Source organism: Arcticibacterium sp., from assembly GCF_055134445.1.
The window spans coordinates 143,648-165,830 of record NZ_JBSRVI010000035.1; the positions used below are offsets into that span (position 1 = coordinate 143,648).

At 37.0% G+C, this 22,183-nt stretch carries 18 protein-coding genes; all 18 read left to right on the forward strand.

Annotated elements, in window-relative coordinates:
• Nucleotides 1–330: 330 nt before the first annotated feature.
• The 18 genes from ACTBZY_RS05015 (at nt 331) to pseI (ending at nt 22,178) form a co-directional block, all read left to right on the forward strand.
• Complete coding sequence (locus ACTBZY_RS05015; RefSeq protein ID WP_463045242.1) at nt 331–2,949, forward strand: PKD domain-containing protein; 2,619 nt, start codon at nt 331–333, stop codon at nt 2,947–2,949.
• Between the two features lie 84 nt (nt 2,950–3,033).
• Entirely contained in the window at nt 3,034–4,059 is a 1,026-nt protein-coding gene (gene ruvB, locus ACTBZY_RS05020; RefSeq protein ID WP_463045243.1) for a Holliday junction branch migration DNA helicase RuvB, read from the forward strand.
• 1 nt (nt 4,060) lies between these two features.
• Nucleotides 4,061–5,917: a glycosyltransferase family protein gene (locus tag ACTBZY_RS05025; RefSeq protein WP_463045244.1), complete on the forward strand. Its 1,857-nt coding sequence runs from the start codon at nt 4,061–4,063 to the stop codon at nt 5,915–5,917.
• A gap of 131 nt (nt 5,918–6,048) precedes the next feature.
• A complete protein-coding gene (gene plsY / locus ACTBZY_RS05030) occupies nt 6,049–6,645 on the forward strand; it encodes a glycerol-3-phosphate 1-O-acyltransferase PlsY (protein WP_463045245.1) in 597 nt (198 codons plus the stop codon).
• Between the two features lie 103 nt (nt 6,646–6,748).
• A complete protein-coding gene (locus ACTBZY_RS05035) occupies nt 6,749–8,128 on the forward strand; it encodes a dipeptidase (RefSeq protein ID WP_463045246.1) in 1,380 nt (459 codons plus the stop codon).
• Nucleotides 8,129–8,133: 5 nt separating this feature from the next.
• On the forward strand, nt 8,134–8,952 hold the full coding sequence (murQ, locus tag ACTBZY_RS05040; RefSeq protein ID WP_463045247.1) for an N-acetylmuramic acid 6-phosphate etherase: 819 nt from the start codon (nt 8,134–8,136) through the stop codon (nt 8,950–8,952).
• A 9-nt stretch (nt 8,953–8,961) separates the two neighbouring features.
• Nucleotides 8,962–9,951 (forward strand): VWA domain-containing protein, encoded by a 990-nt coding sequence (locus tag ACTBZY_RS05045; RefSeq protein ID WP_463045248.1) that lies wholly within the window; start codon nt 8,962–8,964, stop codon nt 9,949–9,951.
• Nucleotides 9,935–11,164: a nucleotide sugar dehydrogenase gene (locus tag ACTBZY_RS05050; protein WP_463045249.1), complete on the forward strand. Its 1,230-nt coding sequence runs from the start codon at nt 9,935–9,937 to the stop codon at nt 11,162–11,164. Before ACTBZY_RS05045 ends, ACTBZY_RS05050 begins: the two co-directional genes overlap by 17 nt.
• Before the next feature lie 86 nt (nt 11,165–11,250).
• A complete protein-coding gene (locus ACTBZY_RS05055) occupies nt 11,251–13,551 on the forward strand; it encodes an SLBB domain-containing protein (RefSeq protein WP_463045250.1) in 2,301 nt (766 codons plus the stop codon).
• Between the two features lies 1 nt (nt 13,552).
• A complete protein-coding gene (locus ACTBZY_RS05060; RefSeq protein WP_463045251.1) occupies nt 13,553–14,599 on the forward strand; it encodes a Wzz/FepE/Etk N-terminal domain-containing protein in 1,047 nt (348 codons plus the stop codon).
• Between the two features lie 46 nt (nt 14,600–14,645).
• A complete protein-coding gene (gene pseB / locus ACTBZY_RS05065; protein ID WP_463045252.1) occupies nt 14,646–15,656 on the forward strand; it encodes a UDP-N-acetylglucosamine 4,6-dehydratase (inverting) in 1,011 nt (336 codons plus the stop codon).
• Nucleotides 15,653–16,804, forward strand: a complete 1,152-nt coding sequence (pseC, locus tag ACTBZY_RS05070; protein WP_463045253.1) for a UDP-4-amino-4,6-dideoxy-N-acetyl-beta-L-altrosamine transaminase — start codon at nt 15,653–15,655, stop codon at nt 16,802–16,804. Before pseB ends, pseC begins: the two co-directional genes overlap by 4 nt.
• Nucleotides 16,801–17,649 (forward strand): aldo/keto reductase, encoded by an 849-nt coding sequence (locus ACTBZY_RS05075; RefSeq protein ID WP_463045254.1) that lies wholly within the window; start codon nt 16,801–16,803, stop codon nt 17,647–17,649. The genes pseC and ACTBZY_RS05075 overlap by 4 nt, the downstream gene beginning before the upstream one ends.
• Before the next feature lie 3 nt (nt 17,650–17,652).
• A complete protein-coding gene (locus ACTBZY_RS05080) occupies nt 17,653–18,423 on the forward strand; it encodes an SDR family NAD(P)-dependent oxidoreductase (RefSeq protein ID WP_463045255.1) in 771 nt (256 codons plus the stop codon).
• 2 nt (nt 18,424–18,425) lie between these two features.
• The gene (locus ACTBZY_RS05085) at nt 18,426–19,253 is read left to right on the forward strand and encodes a cytidylyltransferase domain-containing protein (RefSeq protein ID WP_463045256.1); all 828 of its coding nucleotides are present in this window, start codon (nt 18,426–18,428) and stop codon (nt 19,251–19,253) included.
• Complete coding sequence (gene pseG, locus ACTBZY_RS05090) at nt 19,243–20,229, forward strand: UDP-2,4-diacetamido-2,4,6-trideoxy-beta-L-altropyranose hydrolase (protein ID WP_463045257.1); 987 nt, start codon at nt 19,243–19,245, stop codon at nt 20,227–20,229. Before ACTBZY_RS05085 ends, pseG begins: the two co-directional genes overlap by 11 nt.
• A gap of 27 nt (nt 20,230–20,256) precedes the next feature.
• Nucleotides 20,257–21,138 carry a methionyl-tRNA formyltransferase gene (locus ACTBZY_RS05095; RefSeq protein WP_463045258.1) on the forward strand — a complete coding sequence of 294 codons (882 nt, stop codon included), beginning with the start codon at nt 20,257–20,259 and terminating at the stop codon, nt 21,136–21,138.
• The gene (pseI, locus tag ACTBZY_RS05100; protein WP_463045259.1) at nt 21,135–22,178 is read left to right on the forward strand and encodes a pseudaminic acid synthase; all 1,044 of its coding nucleotides are present in this window, start codon (nt 21,135–21,137) and stop codon (nt 22,176–22,178) included. The genes ACTBZY_RS05095 and pseI overlap by 4 nt, the downstream gene beginning before the upstream one ends.
• The last annotated feature ends 5 nt before the right edge of the window (nt 22,179–22,183 follow it).

Consider the following 22,183-nt stretch of genomic DNA (forward strand, 5'->3'; position numbering starts at 1 on the left):
ATTTCAAAATTTAGACAGGAAAACCCGCTGAAAGAGAAGTAAAATGTTTTGTTTTTAAAGATTCCAAAAGCAACCTTATTTTTTTTAGTTACGTTGATATAATAGGGTTTTGAAATTTACTTAAAGGGAAAAGTCAAGATCATTTATGTCTTTAATGCGGATTGAAAACGGAATTTTTGAATAAAAAACGTTAAATCTCGTTTTCTAAAAGCAATTTTACTTTAAATTACGTAAATCAGGCCAGCCTGAGTCTGGTTCAGTTTTTGAGCCTACTTTCTTTGTTAAAATATGTTTCGCTTAAATAGGAAAAATATAATAAATCTGTTCTTCATGACGCTGTCACTTTTTGTGAACAGTAGTGCTTGGGCACAGTTTTATGTAAGCGAAAAAACTTGTGTTGTAGATATTCAGAGTGGTGCAGAAGGTTCATTAGAAGGATGCCCAAATGCCACTTATTTTTTCGACACCGATACGAGTACTGCTATCTGGGAATGGAATTTTGGAGATGTAGCCGATGTGACTCCCGGGCTAATAAGAAACCCACAACACTTCTATGGCTCCCCAGGTGATTATGTCGTTCAATTGACTAAGACGTCTAAGCAAGGTGTGCGATCCATTGAGACTAAAACTATCTCCGTTGGAGGTTTGCCACAGCAGCCTAAGTTTAATGAGGCTATTTCGGCAGATACTACGGTTTGCGGTAGTAATCCTTTAACCCTTAATCCTTTCAAAATAGGAATAGGAACTGGAGATTATACTTACTTATGGTACCCAGGGGGAGATACCACTCGAACCATTGATGTAGATTCTTCTGGATGTTATTCTGTAGAAGTTTTTAGTGCAAGTGGTTGTTCTAGAACCGCCAAGATAAATGTTAAATTCTGTTTTGAAAAGTCTGGTGGTGGTGGTGGAAATGAAGAATGGTTTTTTGGGACAGGAGCAACGCTAGAATTTCAAAATGATGGTGGCGTAGAAATCCCTAGAGATTCCTTAAATCCCGAAGGTGATTTTTTTGCAGACGTAGAAAAAGATAGCATCACCATTTCTCCAGTGGCAGGACGTTCAAATTTATTAGACTCTGATGTTTCCACAGGTATGGTTTATGGGCCTTCTGGAAGTCTGGCTTTCTATTCCGACGGAAAAAATGTCTATAATGCAAACGACGAACCTGTTTTAGACATAAATGGTGTTGGTTTATTAAATGGAAATAATACAGCATCTCAGGGTTTGATTATTATACCTAAATCTGGATGTACAGAATGTCCTCATCATCAGTATTATGTTTTTGCCAAAGATGTAGACACGGGCTTACTTTCTTATAGTGTGATTGATCTCAGATATAATGGAGGAATGGGCATGATAACCGAAAGGGATGTTCCAGTAGCTGTAGGAATTACAGACAAGATTACCATTCTTCCTAAATCAGACGAAACAGGATTTGAAATTTTCACACATCAATCTGGAAACAATATTATTGAAGTAATTAGAATTGACTCTGTTGGGATTCAAAGCACACAACAATCCATTGGCTTGCCACAGGATAATCCTTTAACAGAAAGTGGATATACGGTATTTGACCAGAATGGTGCTCAAATGGCTCAAGGTGGAATTCAGAATGGAAACAATGTCGTTGAAGTTTTTAGCTACGATGGGGCGACAGGAACATTTTCAAATCCTATTGTGATAGATCTGGGTATTGCAGCTCCGCCAAGCGTTTACGGATTGTCATTTAGCCCAGATGGAAGGCTTTTATACGCTACTATTTCTGGTGATCCAACTAAGGGGGAAACGTCTACCTTACTACAAATTCCAATATTTTTTCAAGATCCAAGTTTAATACAAAGCAATATCTCTACCATTGCTACATCTAAAACGGAGCAATTTGGAGCCCTACAGTTAGGACCCATAAATCCTAATGCCCCCGGAGATAAGTATTTATATATGGCTGTCAATAACAGCAAAAATGTAGCTTACATTCAAGCTCCCGATATTCCTGGAAATGCTGCCGTAACTGGATATATAGAGGCCAGTAAAGGAATTGATGTGAACGGTGAGATGGGCTTAGGTCTTCCTACCGTAATTTATGCCAAACAAGTGCAGGATGGAGGCGGGGCTTCTGCTAATTATTTTGGGAATTGTTTTAACGCTGCCACGGCTTTGGAATCTCAGGGCATTTGTGACCCTATGAGGAATGAAATCACGTGGGAATTTGAGGACGGCACCACATTAAAGGGCACCAATGTCAATTATACCTTCCCAAAATTGGGTTGGAATAAGATCAAGGTTATTATAAAAGTCTTTAATAAATCACCATTGAGTGGTGTAATAAGCTCTCAGGTTATAGATAAATTATTAGAACTTACAGAAACGGAATGTACAGAAGTCATTTTAGAAGATTCCATTTATATCAAACCTTCGCCCGTTTCTAATTTGCCAGATGTAGGCTATGTATGTACCAGAGAAGTCCCCGTGAAAAGAGCAACTCTTTATGCTAATGTTACCGGTGGAGATGAATTCTTTTATAGCTGGGGCACCGCTTCTGGAGTACCGCTTGGCGGAAACTCAACCGACTCAACGGTGAGTGTTATAGCACCTTCCGTTTATACGCTAGAAGTGGAAAACAACTTTGGGTGTAAAACCAATGACGAAATAGAAGTAGTTGAAGGATGTGAACCAAGGGTATTTTTTCCTGAAGCTTTTACGCCAGTGGGTATGAACCCAAAATTTAAAATTCAATACGCTTATTTGGATGAAGTGAATTTGAAAGTCTTTAATAGGTGGGGCGAGCTGGTATTTGAGACTGATAATCTGGATAATCTATGGGATGGTCGGATTAAGGGCAAATTACAGGCACCTACCGTATATTCATACGTCTTAACTTATAAGGCTCTTGACTTTCCTGATAGGGGAGTTTTAAGGGAAGTAGGCTCAGTGTGGGTATTAAAATAAAAATTCCAAGAATTATTTGAACCAATAATTAGCAGCATAACCCACAATTTGTATTTTTACCAAATTTAATTCTGTTTTGAATTTATGCGGGAAGATTACTTAAATACTGATAGCGATATGCTTAGCCCTACGGAGAAGGATATTGAAAGGGCGTTAAGACCTGTCAATTTTGACGATTTTGCTGGTCAAGCTAAAATTCTCGAAAATCTTAAAATTTTTGTTCAAGCTGCTAATCAAAGAAAGGAAGCCCTAGACCATGTTTTACTTCATGGACCTCCAGGTTTAGGTAAAACCACACTTTCTTTAATCATAGCCAATGAACTAGGCTCTTCCATAAAAATTACCTCTGGACCAGTTTTGGACAAACCGAGTGATTTAGCAGGTTTATTGACTAACTTGGAAGAGAATGATGTGCTTTTTATTGACGAAATTCACAGACTTAATCCTATCGTAGAAGAGTATTTATACTCTGCCATGGAGGATTATAAGATTGATATCATGTTAGATTCTGGTCCAAACGCCAGAAGTGTTCAGATTTCGCTTAATCCGTTTACGCTAATAGGAGCAACCACTAGAGCGGGTTTATTAACATCTCCTTTGAGAGCAAGGTTTGGCATTAATTTAAGATTAGAATATTATGATGCTAAGCTATTAAGCCAAATTGTAGGAAGGTCCGCTCATATTTTGGAGACACCAATAAGTGAAGAAGGGGCTTTTGAGATAGCCAGAAGAAGTAGGGGTACTCCAAGAATTGCCAATAATTTATTAAGAAGAACTCGAGATTTTGCTCAGGTGAAAGGGTCTGGAAAAATAGATATCAAGATTGCCAAAATGGCTTTAGGAGCTTTGGATGTTGACGAACATGGACTAGATGATATGGATAATAGGATTTTACATACTATTATTGATAAATTTAAAGGTGGACCAGTGGGGCTTTCAACTATTTCTACGGCTTGCGGAGAAGAAGCAGAGACCATAGAAGAGGTATATGAGCCTTTTTTAATTCAAGAAGGATTTTTGAAAAGAACCTCGAGAGGCAGAGAGGCCACAGAAAAAGCCTACATTCATTTAAATATAGTACCAAAAAATAGAACAGGAGAATTGTTTTGAAATGGGAGTAAAAAGAATCGGAAGGGAATCAGAGGAGACATTCAAGGTAGAGCCAAGACCACAATCAAAAGAGGTCTTGTTTGAACTCGCTTGGGAAGTTTGTAATCAGGTAGGTGGAATCTATACCGTAATTCGCTCCAAAGTACCAGCAATGGTAGAAAAGTGGGGAGAGGATTATTGTTTGATAGGACCTTATATAGAACAGACAGCCTCCATAGAATTTGAAGAGTACACAGACGACTCCCCATTTTGTAAAGCGGCAGAGGCTCTCCGTTCAAAGGGCATGGATGTATACTATGGTCACTGGCTAGTTACGGGTAGACCAAGGATGATCCTTGTGGATTTTGAGAAAACCTTAGAAAAAGTGGATAGCCTAAAGTTCGACTTATGGGAAAACCATAAAATAAGCACTATCAATGCCGAGCCTCTTGTAAATCAGGTGATCGCTTTTGGACACTGCATTGAAACGTTTTTGACTGAATTTTTACAAAACCATGCTAAAAAATTAAGTGTAATTGCTCATTTCCATGAGTGGATGTCGGCTATTCCTATTTTAGGGCTAACCAGAAAACGGATGGATTTGGCTACGGTATTTACTACGCATGCTACCATGCTAGGAAGATACATAGCAGGAAATGTGGAAGACTTTTATGAACACCTGCCAAGTTATGATTGGGAAGTAGAAGCAAAAAACTACGCCATAGAAGCTCAGGCAGGGATAGAGTATCATGCGGCTCAAAACTGCCATGTTTTAACCACAGTTAGTGACATTACCGCTAAGGAATGTGAGGTTTTCTTTAGAAGAAAATGTGATCTCATTTTACCTAATGGGCTTAATATTACAAGATATGCGGCTACCCACGAGTTTCAAAACTTACACATTAAATTCAAACAGAAGATTAATCAATTTGTGATGGGTCACTTTTTCCAGAGCTATAGCTGGGATCTAGACAACACCCTGTACTTTTTTACTTCTGGAAGGTATGAGTTTAAAAACAAGGGTTACGATTTAACTTTAGAAGCCTTAAAGCGTTTAAACTTCAAATTGGTCAAAAATAATATTGACACCACCGTGGTGATGTTCATTATTACAAGGAACCCCGTTTATTCTATAGATCCTGCAGTATTGCAGTCTAGAGCTGTTATGGAGGAAATAAAGCTTACCTGCGAATCTATTGAAGAGCAGATAGGAGAGCAATTATTTTTCGCGTCAGCGGCAAATGACGACACAACGCTTCCTGACTTAAATGCTTTTGTAGAGGATTATTGGAGGCTGAGATTACGCCGGACTATTCAAACTTGGAAAACCCATACACTTCCAGGAACCACGACGCATTTGCTCAAAGGACCTGATCAAATAACCGAGTTTTTTGATCAGTCTAACATGAAAAACTATAAGGAGGATAGAGTGAAATTTGTCTATCATCCAGACTTTATCTCACCGACCAATCCGCTATTTGGATTAGAATACGGTCAATTTGTGAGGGGCTGCCACTTAGGGGTGTTTCCAAGCTACTATGAGCCATGGGGTTATACACCATTAGAATGTGTTATTCGTGGTATTCCTACGGTCACTTCTGATTTATCTGGTTTTGGTGACTTTATGATTCAAATCATGAAGGACTACGAAAATGTGGGGGTATATGTGGTTAACAGAAAGAAAAGAGATTTTGATCAAGCTGCTGATCAGCTTGCGGAGCAACTTTTCAATTTCGTGACCATGAATAGAAGAGACAGAATAATGCAGCGAAATAGGGTAGAGAATTTTTCTGATATTTTTGACTGGGCTAATCTTCGTTCTTACTATGATACTGCTCACGATTTGGCGATCAAGAAAAAAGGTGTAAAATTAAAATAAGTAAATTTTTGATGTCGGAAAGGTGCAGTTACTATATTGATAATAAGAAACTTGTCGATTATTATATTTAAGAGCATCTTTAAATGATACAATTTATTTATTTTTGCATTTCAAAAAATCTACCTTATTAAATGCTATCAGTGGCTGGCTTTATTTTTCTGGCATATTTACTTGGATCTATACCTACGGCAGTGGTTTATGGAAAGATATTCCATAAAGTTGATGTAAGAGAATTTGGCTCTGGTAATGCAGGTGCCACTAATTCACTTCGTGTTTTAGGCAAGAAGGCTGGTTTGGCTGTCTTGGTGATTGATATGCTAAAGGGATTTTTAGCCATTAAGATTGCCCAGTATTTCTTGGGAGATCTTGATTCCATGCTTATTATCATAGGCTTTGCCTCAGTTATAGGTCACATTCTTCCGGTTTTCGCTGGCTTTAAGGGAGGGAAAGGTATTGCAACATCCTTTGGCGTTATCTTGGCCCTTAATCCTTTAGGTGCTCTTGTTTGCTTAATCGTTTTTGTAATCGTATTGAGCCTGTCTAAATATGTATCTTTAGCGTCATTAATGGGCTCACTTTCTTTTATTCCCTTTAATTTTTGGCTCAACCCAGAAAATTACTTTTTCCAGTTAATGGCGTTTGCCTTATTTCTTCTTCTATTGTTTACCCACCGAGAGAACGTTAAAAGACTTCTGGCGGGAAATGAAAACAAGTACCCTCCGAAATAGATTAATCTAAAATTTACGAGCGTTTAAAAGCTTTTGTCTGACCTTCGTTAAGCGAATTGTTTACTATCGCTATCTTTGCTTTAAATTAAAGTAAGCAATAGGAATGAAATCTTTCATTGACAAAAACAAACAACGATTTTTAGACGAACTTTTTGAGTTTCTAAGAATACCTTCCGTAAGTGCAGATCCTAAATTTAATGCTGATATGCAAACGGCATCTGAGTGGATTAAGAACAAGCTTTTAGACGCTGGAATGGATTCCGCAGAAATTTGCCCAACGGCTGGACATCCCATCGTTTTTTCTGAAAAAATAATTGATAAAGCCTTACCCACTATTTTGGTTTATGGACATTACGATGTGCAACCAGCAGATCCTTATGAACTTTGGGATTCACCTCCTTTTGAACCCGTCATAAAGAAAACTAAAGTACATCCTGATGGTGCCATATTCGCAAGAGGTGCATGTGACGATAAAGGTCAAATTTACATGCACGTCAAGGCCATTGAAGGTATGTTGGAAAACAACGCTTTGGTGTGTAATGTTAAAGTAATGTTTGAAGGAGAGGAAGAAGTAGGCTCAGAAAACCTAGAAACTTTTATCAGAGCGAATAAGGAGAAATTATCAGCAGATATTATTCTTATTTCCGATACTTCTATCATATCAAATGACATACCATCTGTAGAGACTGGCTTAAGAGGATTGGCTTATATGGAAGTAGAAGTTACTGGCCCAAACAGAGATTTACACTCAGGGGTGTATGGTGGAGCTGTAGCAAATCCAGCAAATGTCTTGGCAAAAATGATAGCCTCTCTTCATGATGAGGATGGCAAAATTTTAGTAGAAGGTTTCTACGATAAAGTCTTAGAGCTAAATGCTGAGGAAAGAGATGCTTTAGAATCAGCACCATTTAATGAGGAAGAATATAAAGAAGATTTGGGTATCGCAGAAGTTAGCGGAGAGAAGGGCTATAGTACTAGAGAGCGAGCTGCCATCAGGCCAACATTGGATGTAAATGGTATTTGGAGCGGTTATACAGGAGAGGGTTCCAAGACGGTTCTTCCGTCAAAGGCTAATGCTAAAATCTCTATGAGATTAGTGCCAGATCAAGATTGGATAGAAATTTCGAGCTTATTTGAAAAACACTTTAAATCTATAGCTCCTGATACCGTAAAAGTAAAAGTTTCAAGACATCATGGAGGTCAGCCTTATGTTACGCCAACAGATTCGATAGGGTATCAGGCGGCGTTTAATGCCATGCAAGAGTCTTTCGGAAAAACACCAGTTCCTACAAGAGGAGGGGGAAGCATTCCGATTGTGGCTCTGTTTGAAGAGGTGTTGGGTCTTAAGTCTATTTTGTTCGGTTTTGGTTTAGACTCCGATGCATTACATTCTCCAAATGAAAATTACGGTGTATTTAACTTCTTTAAAGGCATTGAAGCTATTCCTCTTTTTTATAAACACTTTGCAAAACTCAACAAATAATATTAATGGAAGATTTGCTTCAATTGTCAACAGAATCGAGTTCCAATCATCAAGATTTGGAAAAGAAGTCTGTAATGGAACTTTTGGTAGGAATAAATGAGGAGGATCAATCGGTACCTTTATCGGTCAAAAAAGTATTGCCGCAGATAGAAGTCCTGATTTCTGAGATCGTGAAAAGAATGAAAGAAGGCGGTAGGTTGTTTTATATTGGAGCAGGTACCAGCGGTAGATTGGGTGTAGTAGATGCTTCTGAATGCCCTCCTACTTTTGGAGTGTCGCATGAAATGGTAGTGGGAATCATTGCTGGAGGAGATTCCGCCATAAGAAAGGCAGTGGAGTTTGCAGAAGATGATGAAAATCAGGCATGGAAAGATTTGACCGCCTATAATATTAACAGTAAAGATAGTTTGGTAGGCATAGCCGCTAGTGGAAGGACCCCTTATGTCATTGGGGGATTGAAAAATGCTAATGAAGCTGGCATATTAACGGGATGTATTGTATGTAATAGTGGAAGTGCAGTGGCGAAGGAAGCCACATTTCCAGTGGAGGTGGTGGTTGGTCCTGAGTATATTACCGGAAGTACAAGGTTGAAATCAGGCACTGCCCAAAAGCTTGTACTCAACATGATTTCCACTGCGGTCATGATTCAACTGGGAAAGGTGAAAGGAAATAAAATGGTGGATATGCAGCTCTCTAATGATAAGCTGGTGGAAAGAGGAACCAGAATGGTAATGAATGAGTTGGAAATTGATCATGAAACGGCATTGGGTTTGTTAATGAAATTTGGTAGCGTTAGAAAGGCCGTGGAAAATTATAGTAAATAATTATTCACTATGCCAGATTGGATTTCCACAGATTGGTTTTTGCTTTCTACTTTACGAGATTTCGTTTGGGCAAATCCCTTTTATTTATATCTAATTCTTGGCGTACCTTTCGTCTTTGTTTTACGATGGTTTTTTGCGAGTAACAGGGGGCAAAATTTAAGTTTGTCTTTGAACAAAAGTAAAGGAAGATTAGCTTGGCTAACTTCATTAAGGTTTGTTAACCCATTACTATTTTTACTAGGTTTGGTTTTGTTGCTTATTGCTTTGGCTCGCCCGCAAAGAGCCCTGAGATCGGAAGATGCCATAGGGGAAGGAATAAGTATTATCCTAGCTATTGATGTGTCTGAATCCATGAAAAGCACGGATTTGGTGCCTAATAGATTGGAAGCGGCGAAACAGGTGGCAAGCGACTTTCTTAGAAAAAGGTCGAATGACAAAGTTGGTTTGGTGGTTTTTGCTGGTGAATCCGTAACTGTTTGTCCTTTAACATCCGATTATGGATTACTAAACGATTATTTAAATAAGGTTTCGTGGGACATGATAAACAGTTCTGGAACTGCCATTGGTAATGCCATAGCCACTTCTGTGAATCGACTTAGGGATTCTCCCGGGAAAAGTAAAGCCATTATATTGTTGAGCGATGGTGACAACACCGCAGGGAATCTTTCCCCTTATTCCGCCTCTGATTTAGCGAAATCTTTCGGAATTAGAATTTATACCATCGCAGTCGGTAAAAATAATGCTACGGAAATAGTAAATACAAAAATATTAAATGATGTGGCGGCTAATAGTAATGGGGAATTTTACTCAGCCATATCTAGGGAGTCGCTGATGGATATTTTCAGAAATATCGACGAGATTGAAAAGACCAGATTTAATGAGATAATTTTCAATGAAGTCACGGATTACTATTATGTTTATCTGAATTGGGCTTTGTTGATTTTTTTAATTGTTTTTATGCTAAAAAATACCTTTTTGAGCAATGCCTTGGAAGATTAATGAAGACCTAAAAGTTGTAGTTCTTGGCTTGGGCTATGTCGGCCTTCCAACGGCTATTGCATTTTCTAAAAAGTATCAAACTGTTGGAGTTGATGTCAATGAGAAAAGGGTTGAAGAATTAGTCAAAGGAATAGACTCAAAGGGTTTAATAGCTTTAAAGGAATTAATTGAAAAACCTGCCTTGGTTTTTCAAACGAGTGTTCCTTTATATGAGTGCCAGACTATTTTTATAGTTACGGTACCAACGCCCGTTGATGAGAATAAGGAACCCGATCTTACTTTCTTAAAGGAAGCATCAAGAATGATTGGTGTGGTTTTAAAGAAAGGTGATATTGTTGTTTATGAATCCACTACTTATCCTGGATGTACAGAAGAAATTTGTATTCCTATTTTAGAATCCTTTTCAAACCTGAAATTGAATCAAGGTTTTGGCGTAGGATATTCTCCTGAAAGGTTCAGCCCCGGAGAAACAAATAAAATTGAGTCGATAGTAAGAATAACTTCTGGCTCCGATCAAAAGGTTGCCCATATAGTAGATCGGTTTTATGGCTCAATTATGGAAGTTGAGACCTATTTAGCACCATCTATAAAAGTTGCCGAAGCGGCGAAATTAGTGGAAAATTGTCAACGAGATGTGAATATCTCGTTTGTCAATGAATTGGCTCTCATTTTTGACAAAATGGATATTTCGATAGATGAGGTTTTAAAAGCGGCAAAAACGAAATGGAATTTCCTAAACTTTAAACCGGGTTTAGTAGGCGGGCATTGTATAAGTGTTGACCCTTATTACATGATATATAAGGCCAGAACGTTGGATTATGACCCAAAGGTAATAGGTGCCGGAAGGTTAGTGAATGAAGAAATGGGTCGGTTTGTTGCACACAAGGCAATGAAAAAAATAATCGCCAAAGGATTAAACTTAAACGGTTTGAGGGTTCTTGTACTAGGTTTCGCTTATAAAGAAAATTGCTCTGATTTTAGAAATACCAAGGTAGTGGATTTGGTTCACGAACTGAAAGATTTTGGCTTAGCTGTAAGTGTTTATGACCCTCTGGTAGACAAGGAGGAGGTTTTCAATTCGACAGGGATACAACTATTGAACAAACCAGACTTTGAAAACATTGAGGTTGTTATAACAGTGGTTCCCCATAGTGAATTTGAGATTTTGGAGTTGCAAGAGTCTGGTTTACTATGGATTGAACCTTTCTATTAGAAATCCGAATAATAAGAAAAGAGTTTGAAATTGTGCGAGGCTAATTAATTTCCTTTTATTTGTGAAAAAATCCAAAAGACCTCTAAATGAAGAAACGACATAACGTTTATTTTTTACTCTTCATATTTCTTTCGCTTTCCATTGAAACTTTCTCACAAAGTCCTGGTAATGTTGACGAGGTGACCGATGCTCAGGTGGAACAATTCATGAAGGAAATGCAACAGCGTGGATTGTCTGACATGGAGATTGAAGCAGCCGCTTTAGCAAACGGTTATACGCAGGAGGATGTTGCAAAACTCAGGGAAAGGATTAATAGACTTAAGACGGGAACGAATAAGGTGTCTCAGTCTGACAACAAGTCTACGCGAGATCAAATGGGGGAGTTGGCTGAAAGAACCCCGATTCAAGTGAATGAAAAAACTGAAGTCACCAGGAAAAAAGAAGTATTTGGAAGAGAAATATTTAATAACAAAAATCTTTCTTTTGAGCCCAATTTAAGATTACCTACACCTAAAGATTACATTTTAGGCACATATGATCAATTGAAAATTGACATCACTGGATATGCTTATCAACATTACGATGTTACCGTTTCACCTGAGGGAACAATCAAGTTGGAAAGCCTTTCACCAATATATGTGAATGGACTGACCATTGATGCTGCCAAATCTAAAATCGTAGAACGCCTAAAGCCTCTTTTTGGAGGATTAAGAAATGGGACTTTAAACGCGGATGTAACATTAGGAAATGTAAGGAGTATTAAAGTTACTGTTGTCGGGGAAGTTGAAAACCCTGGTACTTACACCGTTTCGGCATTTGCTACTGTTTTTAATGGACTTTATTTGGCCGGAGGTCCGAGTAAAATAGGATCTTTTAGAAATATAAAACTTCTTAGAGGAAATAAGGAGCAATCACAGATAGACTTATATCCATTTCTTACCAAGGGAGAATTCGTTGGAAATGAAAGACTGCTAGATCAAGACGTAATCTTTGTTCCAATGGCAGAATCAAAAGTGGAATTCGAAGGTAAAGTAAAAAGAGAAGGGGTTTACGAATTAAAAGTAAATGAATCCTTAGAGGATGCTTTGTTTTTTGCTGGCGGTCCCTCCGATCAAGCATATTTGGAAAGTATAAACATCACTAGAAACACAAAAAAGGAAAGAAAGCTTTTGACTGTAGATGGTGATAAGTTGGGTATGTATGCTCTTCAGAATGGCGATAAGATTTATATAGGAGCGATTTTAGATCGGTATGAGAATAAAGTAGAAGTTTCTGGTGCGGTCTTTAGACCAGGAGAATATTCTTTAAGTGAGTCTTTGAGTACGGTTAAAGAACTTATAAGTGCTTCAGAAGGATTAAGGGAAGATGCGTTTTTGGAGAGAGTATTAATTGTTAGAGAACGAGAGAATTTAGATCCTGAAATTATCTCCATCAATTTAAAGGAAATTTTGAATGGTGCTGTTGCTGATTTGGCGTTAAGAAAGAATGACCAATTAATAGTAAAGTCGGTTACGGAATTGAGAGAATTGAGAAGAGTTGAAATTAAAGGTTCGGTTAATCAACCAGGTGAATTTGATTTTGCTGAAGGTATGTCTGTGGAGGATTTAATTCTGCTTTCAGGAGGCTTTAAAGAAGGGGCATCGGAGAAGAGGATTGAGGTTGCTAAGAGATTATATAATGACGAAAGCTCTAATGAGACCGTGGAGATTGTAGTAGTACAAAGCGATGACCTTTTTGTGAAAGAAAGGAAAGTGCTTTTGAGTCCATTTGATAAGGTTTTTGTCAGAGATCTTCCAAATTATGAAGAACAGAAACTGGTTAGTATTTCTGGAGAAGTGAATTATCCAGGCTTATATACGATATTAAAAAGAGAGGAAAGAATTTCTGATTTGATAGAAAGAGCCGGTGGCTTGAGAATCGAAGCTTATTCAGAGGGAGCAAGGTTTTTTAGAAATGGTAGTTTAGTGGCATTAGATTTAAAAAGAGCTTTAGGAAATAATCAAGATTTGGGCAATTTGATTTTATCGAAAGGAGACAGTTTGATGATTCCTAAAATTCAGGAGGTCGTCAAATTGAGCGGACAAGTCTTGAACCCAACTACGGTCGCCTATCAACCCGAATTGAGTTTTTCTGATTATATTGCTCAAGCTGGTGGAGTTACAGACTCTGCTTTTGTAAGAAAGGCATACGTACGTTATGCGAACGGATTAACAGACAGAACAAGATCTTTTATGGGAATAAAAAATTATCCTGAAGTACAAAGAGGTATGGAGGTCATAATACCCACAAGAAACAAATATAGATGGACACCTGCTGAAAGAATAGCAGTGAGTTCGGCATTTGTCTCTATTGCGACTATTTTAGTGACAGTAATAAGAATATTATAGTATGTCGAATTTAATGGAGGAAGATGTTTTTACAGTAGATGTCAAGGCTTTTGTCAAGGTTATTTGGAAGGAGAAGTTATTGATATTTGGCATAATTCTATTGTTTGCGATATTAGGTATATGGTATGCTTTTAGTTTAAAAAAGGAATTTGTATCTGAGGGGAAAATATTGCCGGAAATTTCAAGTGGGGGTGGTGGCTCTTTAGGCGGTTTAGCAGATTTGGTTGGAATAGGAGGTTTTGAGCTTGGTATGAAAAACAATACGGATGCTATTAGGCCAGATTTATACCCTGATGTCATAAAAACAGCACCATTTTTTTTAGGGCTTCTGGAGCAATCATTTATAAATCAAAACGGTGATAGTATACTTTTTAATGAATACTGTGATATGTATTTAATGGAAGGTTCCGAGGAAAGCACAAATCAGGCTTTTAAAGGAAGGCCTGAAGGGGTGATTGTATTAGACGAATTAACTGAGAATAAGATTAAGGAGTTAAGAGAGAGAGTTGTTGGAAGTATTGATAAAAAAAGTGGTGTGATCTCGATTTCAGCAAAAATGCCAGATCCTGTAATTGCGGCTGGATTAGCTCATTATGCTATGAATTACTTGACAGGTTATGTTAGTACTTATAGAACGGAAAAGCTGAGGTCGGAGGTTGAATTTCTAGAGAATAAAGTGGCATCTGCTCGAGGTACTTTTTATAAAGATCAGTCAAAAAAAGCAGTTTATGAAGATCAGTTTTCAGCCTCCACAATGAGATTAAAATCAGCCGATATCCGAAGGGAGAGGATTGAATCAGAGTATAAAATGTCAACTAGTATTTATAACGAGCTATTAAAAAAATACGAAGAGTCTAAGTTAAAGTTAAAACAGGAAACTCCAATATTTCAAGTGCTGGAACCACCAATGGCACCGAACTTGGCTAGTGAACCGAAGAAGGGCTTCATTTTAGGAGTTTTTATGTTAGTTGGATTTTTGGTTTCTTTAGTAGTAACATTATTTGTAAGGAAAAACCACAAGAAAATTTTTCTTACGTCACATAATTAGTTTCAACCATAAGGTCTATAAATAAAATAAACATTCAATAAGGTTAATGTTAAGCGAAAAATCTATTTTAATTACAGGAGGTACCGGCTCACTCGGAAAGGCTTTAACTAAAGAGCTCCTTTCAAAAGCGAATGGGATTAAAAGATTAGTAATATACTCAAGGGATGAGCAAAAGCAATTTCAAATGGCCCAGGAGTTTCCTCATGATTTATATCCTCAAATCCGTTTTTTTATCGGCGATGTAAGGGACTTTGAGCGATTGAAAAGAGCGATGAGAGGAGTGGATTATGTTATTCATGCCGCAGCTATGAAGCATGTCCCGATTGCTGAGTATAACCCCATGGAATGTGTAAAAACAAATATTCTTGGAGCCGAAAATGTCATAAACGCTTGTTTAGAGACTGATGTCGAGAGAGTTGTAGCACTATCTACTGATAAGGCATGTGCTCCTATCAATCTATATGGTGCTACCAAACTAGCTTCCGATAAATTATTCGTTGCGGCCAATAATATAAGGGGTTGGAATCCTATTAAGTTTTCCGTTGTAAGGTATGGAAACGTTATGGGTTCTAACGGTTCAGTTATTCCGTTTTTCTTAGATAAAAGAAAAGAAGGGGTTTTGCCAATTACCGATGCGAATATGACCCGTTTTAATATTCCTATTCAAGGAGGTGTAGACATGGTCATGCATGCTTTGGAAAATGCTTGGGGAGGAGAGATCTTTATCCCCAAAATACCATCTTACAAGATTCTTGATTTAGCGGAGGCCATTGGACCAAATTGTGAAAAGAAAGTGGTGGGTATCAGACCGGGTGAAAAGGTGCATGAAGAGATGATCTCTGAATCGGACTCTTTTTTAACCTATGATTTGGGTAAGTATTATACTATTCTGCCTTCAACTCATAATTGGTCGATAGATGAGTTTATTGCAAAGCACAATGCTGTAAAGGTGAAAGAAGGCTTTAAATATAATTCGGGAACCAACGATGAATGGGAAACGATAGAAGGCCTAAGAGACTTAATTAAAATTCATATTGACGATACTTTTGAAGTATGAGAGCGATAAGTTATGGAAGACAAGACATAAGTCCTGAAGATATCCAAGCTGTTGTTGAAGCACTTGGTGATGATTTTTTGACTCAAGGTCCACGTATTCTACAGTTTGAAGAGAAATTCGCAGACTATGTAGACGCAGAGTATGCGGTGGCTGTCTCTAACGGAACTGCTGCGTTGCATTTGGCAGCATTAGCATTAAACGTTAGTCATAAAAGTAATGTGATCACTTCTCCAATAACTTTCGTAGCCTCCGCCAATTGTATAAAGTACTGTGGTGGGAAAGTTACATTTGCAGATATAGATCCTGATACATTTACTTTGGATATTAAGGCCGTAAGAAGGCTTTTAGACGCGTCGCCAAAGGGTACTTATGATGGTATTATTCCTGTGGACTTTGCAGGATATGCATGTAACCTTGAAGAATTCAAAAATTTGGCTAAAGAATATGGTCTTTGGATTATAGAAGATGCATGTCACGCCCCAGGAGGATATTTTATAGATTCTAAGAACAAGAAACAAAAGTGTGGCAATGGGGCTTATGCCGATCTTGCCATATTCTCCTTTCATCCTGTAAAGCATATTGCTGCTGGCGAAGGTGGGATGATAACTACAAATGATAAGTCTCTTTACGAACGCCTATTATCATTAAGGACTCATGGTATTACCAAGGAACCTTCTAAACTAATTGAAAACCATGGTTTGTGGTATCATGAGATGCATGAGCTGGGTTATAACTATAGACTAACAGATTTTCAAGCAGCCTTGGCAAATTCCCAACTTAGTAAAGCGGAAGAAGGGTTAAAAAGGAGACATGAGATTGCTATAAAATATGAGGAGGCGTTCAAGGGAACGGCTGTAAAAACAGCTATTGTACCTTCTGGCGTTTATCATGCTTATCACCTCTATTTGGTTGAATTAAGCAATAGAAAAGAAGTCTATGATGAATTAAGGAAATATAAAATTTTCACTCAGGTTCATTATATACCGGTGCACACACAGCCTTTTTATAGAAGTCTTGAGTCTGAAAGGCTTGTTCTTCCTGTAGCAGAGACATACTATTCTAAGACTTTAAGCTTGCCTATGTTTCCAAGTTTAACAGACGAAGAGCAAAACTACGTTATAACTAAAATTTTAGAGGTAGCTAAATGACTTCAAAACTGGCAATTGGAACAGTTCAATTTGGAATGGACTATGGGATTAACAATAAAAAAGGTAAGCCCAGTTTGTCAGTAGTAAGAGAAATTTTGGAATATGCGAAGTCGCAGGGAATAGATACTTTAGACACGGCAGCATTATATGGTACCAGTGAAAAAGCTTTAGGTCAATGTGATTTGGATGGGTTTAATATAGTTTCAAAATTACAACCATGTAAGAATGGTGATTTCGATAAAAACTTGGACAGCACTTTAAAAAACCTTAACAGAGAGGAGATTTATGCATACCTATTTCATCACTTTTCGACTTACTTAGAAGATGATCTCCTGATGGAGCGAATGATGGAGGCAAAGAGAAAGAGACGAATTAAGAAAATTGGTTTTTCCCTTTATAATCCTGCTGAATTAGACCTGCTTTTAGAGAGAGGGATTAATTTTGACATTGTTCAAGTTCCTTATAATGTATTTGATCAACGCTTTGCTGAACACCTGGAAAAATTAAATTCCGAAGGGGTTGAAGTTCATGTGAGATCCGTTTTTCTTCAAGGCCTATTTTTTATGGATGTGAAAGAAATACCCCAATATTTTCAAGCGGTTATTCCTAAATTGAAGAGCTTAAACAGTTATGATTTAAAGAAAACTTCCATTTGCTTGAATTTTGTTTTATTAAACCCAAATATTAATAAGCTTGTACTAGGAATAGACAACTTGGAGCAATTAAAGAATAATATAAGTACGCTATCGGATAGTAGCTTGGTAAACGAGATGTATGAAGAGCTTAAAAGCTATCGTGTAGATGATGAAAAGATTATTAATCCAAGTAACTGGAAAATTAAATAAAAGATGCAAGACCTATTTTCATTACAGAATAAAGTTGTTCTTATAACGGGTGGTTACGGTTATTTGGGCACTGCTATTACAAAAGGTCTTCTTAAGTGTGGTGCAAGTGTAGTTGTGTTGGCAAGGAATAAGGAGAAATTTGAAGAAACCTTTAACGATAAAAATGTTTCATTCCAATATTTAGACATTGACAGTTCGAGTAGTATTAAAGAGGCATATCAAGCCGTATTTAATACATATGGAAGAATAGACGCACTTATTAATAATGCGTTTCATGTAAAAGGAAATAAGCCAGAGTCTTTATCTGATGAAGAGTGGAACGGAAGTATAGATGGCAGTTTAAATAGCATTTATAGGTGTATTAGGGAAGTACTGCCCTTTATGAAAAAAAATAAAGGAGGAAGAATTATTAATGTATCTTCTATGTACGGTATGGTGGCACCAGACTTTTCTGTTTATAATGATTTTCCACAGTATTTAAACCCACCACATTATGGAGCTGCCAAGGCGGGAGTAGTTCAGCTAACTAAGTATTTTGCCAGTTATTTGGGTGGAGATAATATTCTGGTAAATTCCGTTTCTCCAGGACCGTTCCCCAGTGAAGCTGTTCAGAAGAATGTAGGCTTTATAGAGGCCTTAAGTAATAAAAACCCTTTGGGAAGAATTGGAAGGCCTGAAGAGCTGCAGGGTATATTTGCTTTTTTATGTTCTAATAGCTCTTCTTTTATAACCGGTCAAAATATTGCCGTTGATGGAGGTTGGACTTCAATTTAAAAATGAAAACAGGAATTGTCATACAAGCAAGGTTAAACTCTAAAAGACTATCTGGAAAGGTTCTGTTGCCAATTACTGAAGAGAAAACAGTTATTGAGAAAATCTTAGATACGGCTAGTAGCGTTAAAAACTGCGATCACGTAATTCTTGCAACTACAGATAAGCAGACTGATGATAGGTTAGTAGAATTTGTTACTTCTAAAACGAATTTTGAAGTATACAGAGGGAGTGAGGACAATGTGCTGAAAAGATTTTGTGATGTAGCCGATAAGTTTGATTTCGACAACATTGTTAGATTAACAGGTGACAATCCATGCATAGATGCAAGCTTAGTTGAAAAAGCGGTGAATGAACACCTTTTGAAGGGCTCTGCTTATACACATACTGTTGGTTACCCAATTGGTATGAACGTTGAGGTTATTTCAAGAACAGCTTTGTTAGAATCCTTAGATCACGCGGATGCTATGGATAAGGAGCATGTGACTTTTTATGCCAGAAATCATGAAGAAAAATTTGCTCATCATGTTATGAGGGCAAACTTTCCCAAAGAAGTGGCTAATTTAAGGCTTACACTAGATTCCAAAGAAGATTATTTGATGTTGAGAATTCTATTCGACTATCTTAAATCAAATCAAGAACATTTTTCCTTTCAAGATATTTTTGACCTATGGGAAAGGAAGCCATACATTTTCACTTTAAACCAGGAAGTGTATCAAAAAAGAGTTTTTAGCAACCTAAGTGAAGAATTAAATAAGGCTGTTGAAATCTTAGATTTACAAGAAATGTATAAATCGGCAGATATCTTAAAATCTTATCAGCATGAAGGGTAAGACTAGGATTTTTTTTAGAGCTGATGGCAATTCGACAATAGGTTTAGGGCATGTTATGCGTTCTTTAGCTTTAGCAGAAATGCTAAATGAAGAATTTGATTGTTTTTTCATAATTCAGGAACCCGAAGTCAAACTTTTGGAGAAAATCTCTTCAATTTGTTTAGATGTAGTTTCTTTAAATGTTTCAAATGAATATAGGAAAGAGGCAGAAACATTAGTTAGTAAGTTTAATAAAGGGGATATAATAGTTTTAGATGGATATACATTCCTTTCTGACTATCAAAAAGTGTTTAAAAAAAATGAAATCAATGTTGTTTGTATTGATGATTTAAATTCTGAACATTTTCTGGCAGATGTCGTCATTAATCATGCTGGAGGTATGGAACCTTCTCAATATTCAGGAGAGCTTTATACAAAATTCTATTTAGGTGTGGAGTATGCATTGTTGAGTAAACCATTTAGAGATATTGCTAAAAAAAAGGCTAAAAAACCGGACAATTTGTTTATTTGTATGGGAGGGGCGGATCCTGAGAATTATTCATTGAAAACTTTGAAAATGCTCGAAATACGACAGGAAAAGAACATTTGTTATTTGGTAATAGGCAGTGCCTACTCTTGGTTAAATGAGTTACAATTGTTTATAGATAAAACTCCACTTAAGGTAGTGGTTTTATGTAATTTGTCTGCAGAAGAAATGGTTCTATACATGAATCAATGTGGAAGGTCTATTACTTCTCCAAGTACTATCTCATATGAGTATTTAAGTACTGGAGGTGTTTTATTTCTACAATGTTATGTTGATAATCAAAAGAATATATTTGATTTTTTTCTTCAAGCGGGTCTTGCTTTTAATATTAATCAATTTGGTTCAATTAAAGAGTATGACATTCAAAGAGCAGTAAAAAAACAAAATGAATATTTTGATGGTTTATCTGATTTAAGATTGATTGATGTTTTTAAAACCTTGTCCAAATAATTAAAAATCCGATTTGTATATTTAATTATGATATCGATTTGTCTACTTGTTAGTGGTGAGCTTGGTTATAGAATTCTAGAAGAATTGTTTTTGGACAAAGAGTTAAAGTTAAACGCGGTGTTCACTAATAAGTCGTCAGACAGTATTATTCTCTTTTGTCAAAAGAACGAAATTCCAACTTTTATCGGAAACCCAAGAGAGGGCAGGGCTAAGAAATTCATTAGCGGAATTAGGTGTGATTTATTACTTTCGATTAATTATTTATTTTTAATAGAGGAGGATATTATACAATTACCAGAAAAATATGCCATAAATTTTCATGGTTCTTTGCTTCCAAAATATAGAGGAAGAACACCTCATGTTTGGGCCATTATAAATGGAGAAAAGGAAACAGGTATTACTGCTCATATCATCAATGAATCTGTAGACACGGGTAAAATTATTAAACAGATAGTAGTCCCAATTGAGGATAAAGACACTGGAGCTTCGATTTTGGGTAAATTTTTAGTTTTATACCCAACATTGGTTAAAGATGTTATTCAAGATGTAAAAAAGGATAGAATTTCTGCTTTTGAACAGGATGAGGGGAAAGCAACATTTTACGGGAAGAGAGTACCTGAGGATGGAAGAATAAATTGGAATTGGAGTAGAGAACGAATCATTAATTGGATTAGAGCACAGGCAAACCCCTATCCTGGGGCATATTTTTATTTTAATAATTCTAAGGTGATTGTAAATCAAGCATCAATTAGTGATATGGGTTACTCTTTTGACTTTGATAATGGTCAGGTTCTATTTTCAGAAAACCAAAACATTATTATTAAAAGTACAAATGGAGCCGTTTTTTTACAGGGTCTAGTTTTCGAAAAAAATGAATTTGAAATAATTAAGGGCGATTTGTTACAATGAATACTTTTAAAATAGGAGGCAGGAAGATAGGTGCTGAATGTAAGCCGTTTATAATTGCAGAAATGTCGGGCAATCATAATGGTGATATAAAAAGAGCCTTGGAGTTGGTAAAAGCAGCTGCAGATGCCGGAGCGGATGCACTAAAGCTGCAGACTTATACGGCCGACACCATCACCATGAATCATAGCGGTGGCTTATTTGATATTACAGATCCCAGTTCACTTTGGTATGGGAAAAACCTTTATGAATTATATCAAGAGGCCTATACCCCTTGGGAGTGGCATAAAGAAATTTTCGATTATGCCAAGTCATTAGGCATGGAAGCTTTTTCTTCTCCTTTTGATGAAACCGCTGTAGATTTTTTGGAGGAGCTAGATGTACCTGCGTATAAAATTGCTTCTTTTGAGAGCAATCATTTTCCTCTTTTAAAGAAAGTTGCACAAACGGGTAAACCAATTTTGATTTCCTCAGGAACAAGTAAATTAAATGAGCTTTATGAGGCTATTCGTTTCCTTAAATCTAATGGAGCTAAAGATATTATAATTTTCAAGTGTACGTCTAATTATCCGGCTACACCTAAGAATACGAATTTAAACACCATTCCTGTTCTTCAGTCTATTTTTGAAGATTGTATTATTGGTCTATCAGATCATACCATGGGTATTGGTGCTTCTGTAGGAGCGATAGCCTTAGGTGCTAGGGTTATAGAAAAACATTTTACACTACACCGTGCAGACGGTGGTGTGGATAGTGCATTCTCTTTGGAACCAGAAGAACTGAAAAGTTTAGTAGTGGAAACGGAAAGAGTGTTCTTGGCACTAGGACATACGCAGCTAGATACACAGAAAAGTGAAGAAAAGAGTCTTCAGTTTAAAAGATCCATTTATATAGTGAACGATATTAAGAAAGGCGATAAATTTACTTCTGAAAATATCCGAGTTATACGACCAGGGGATGGCTTAAGCCCTAAGTTTTATGAAGAAGTCTTGGGAAAAACTGCAGAGAAAGATTTTTCAAAGGGCAGTCCTTTTACTTGGTAAAAGAT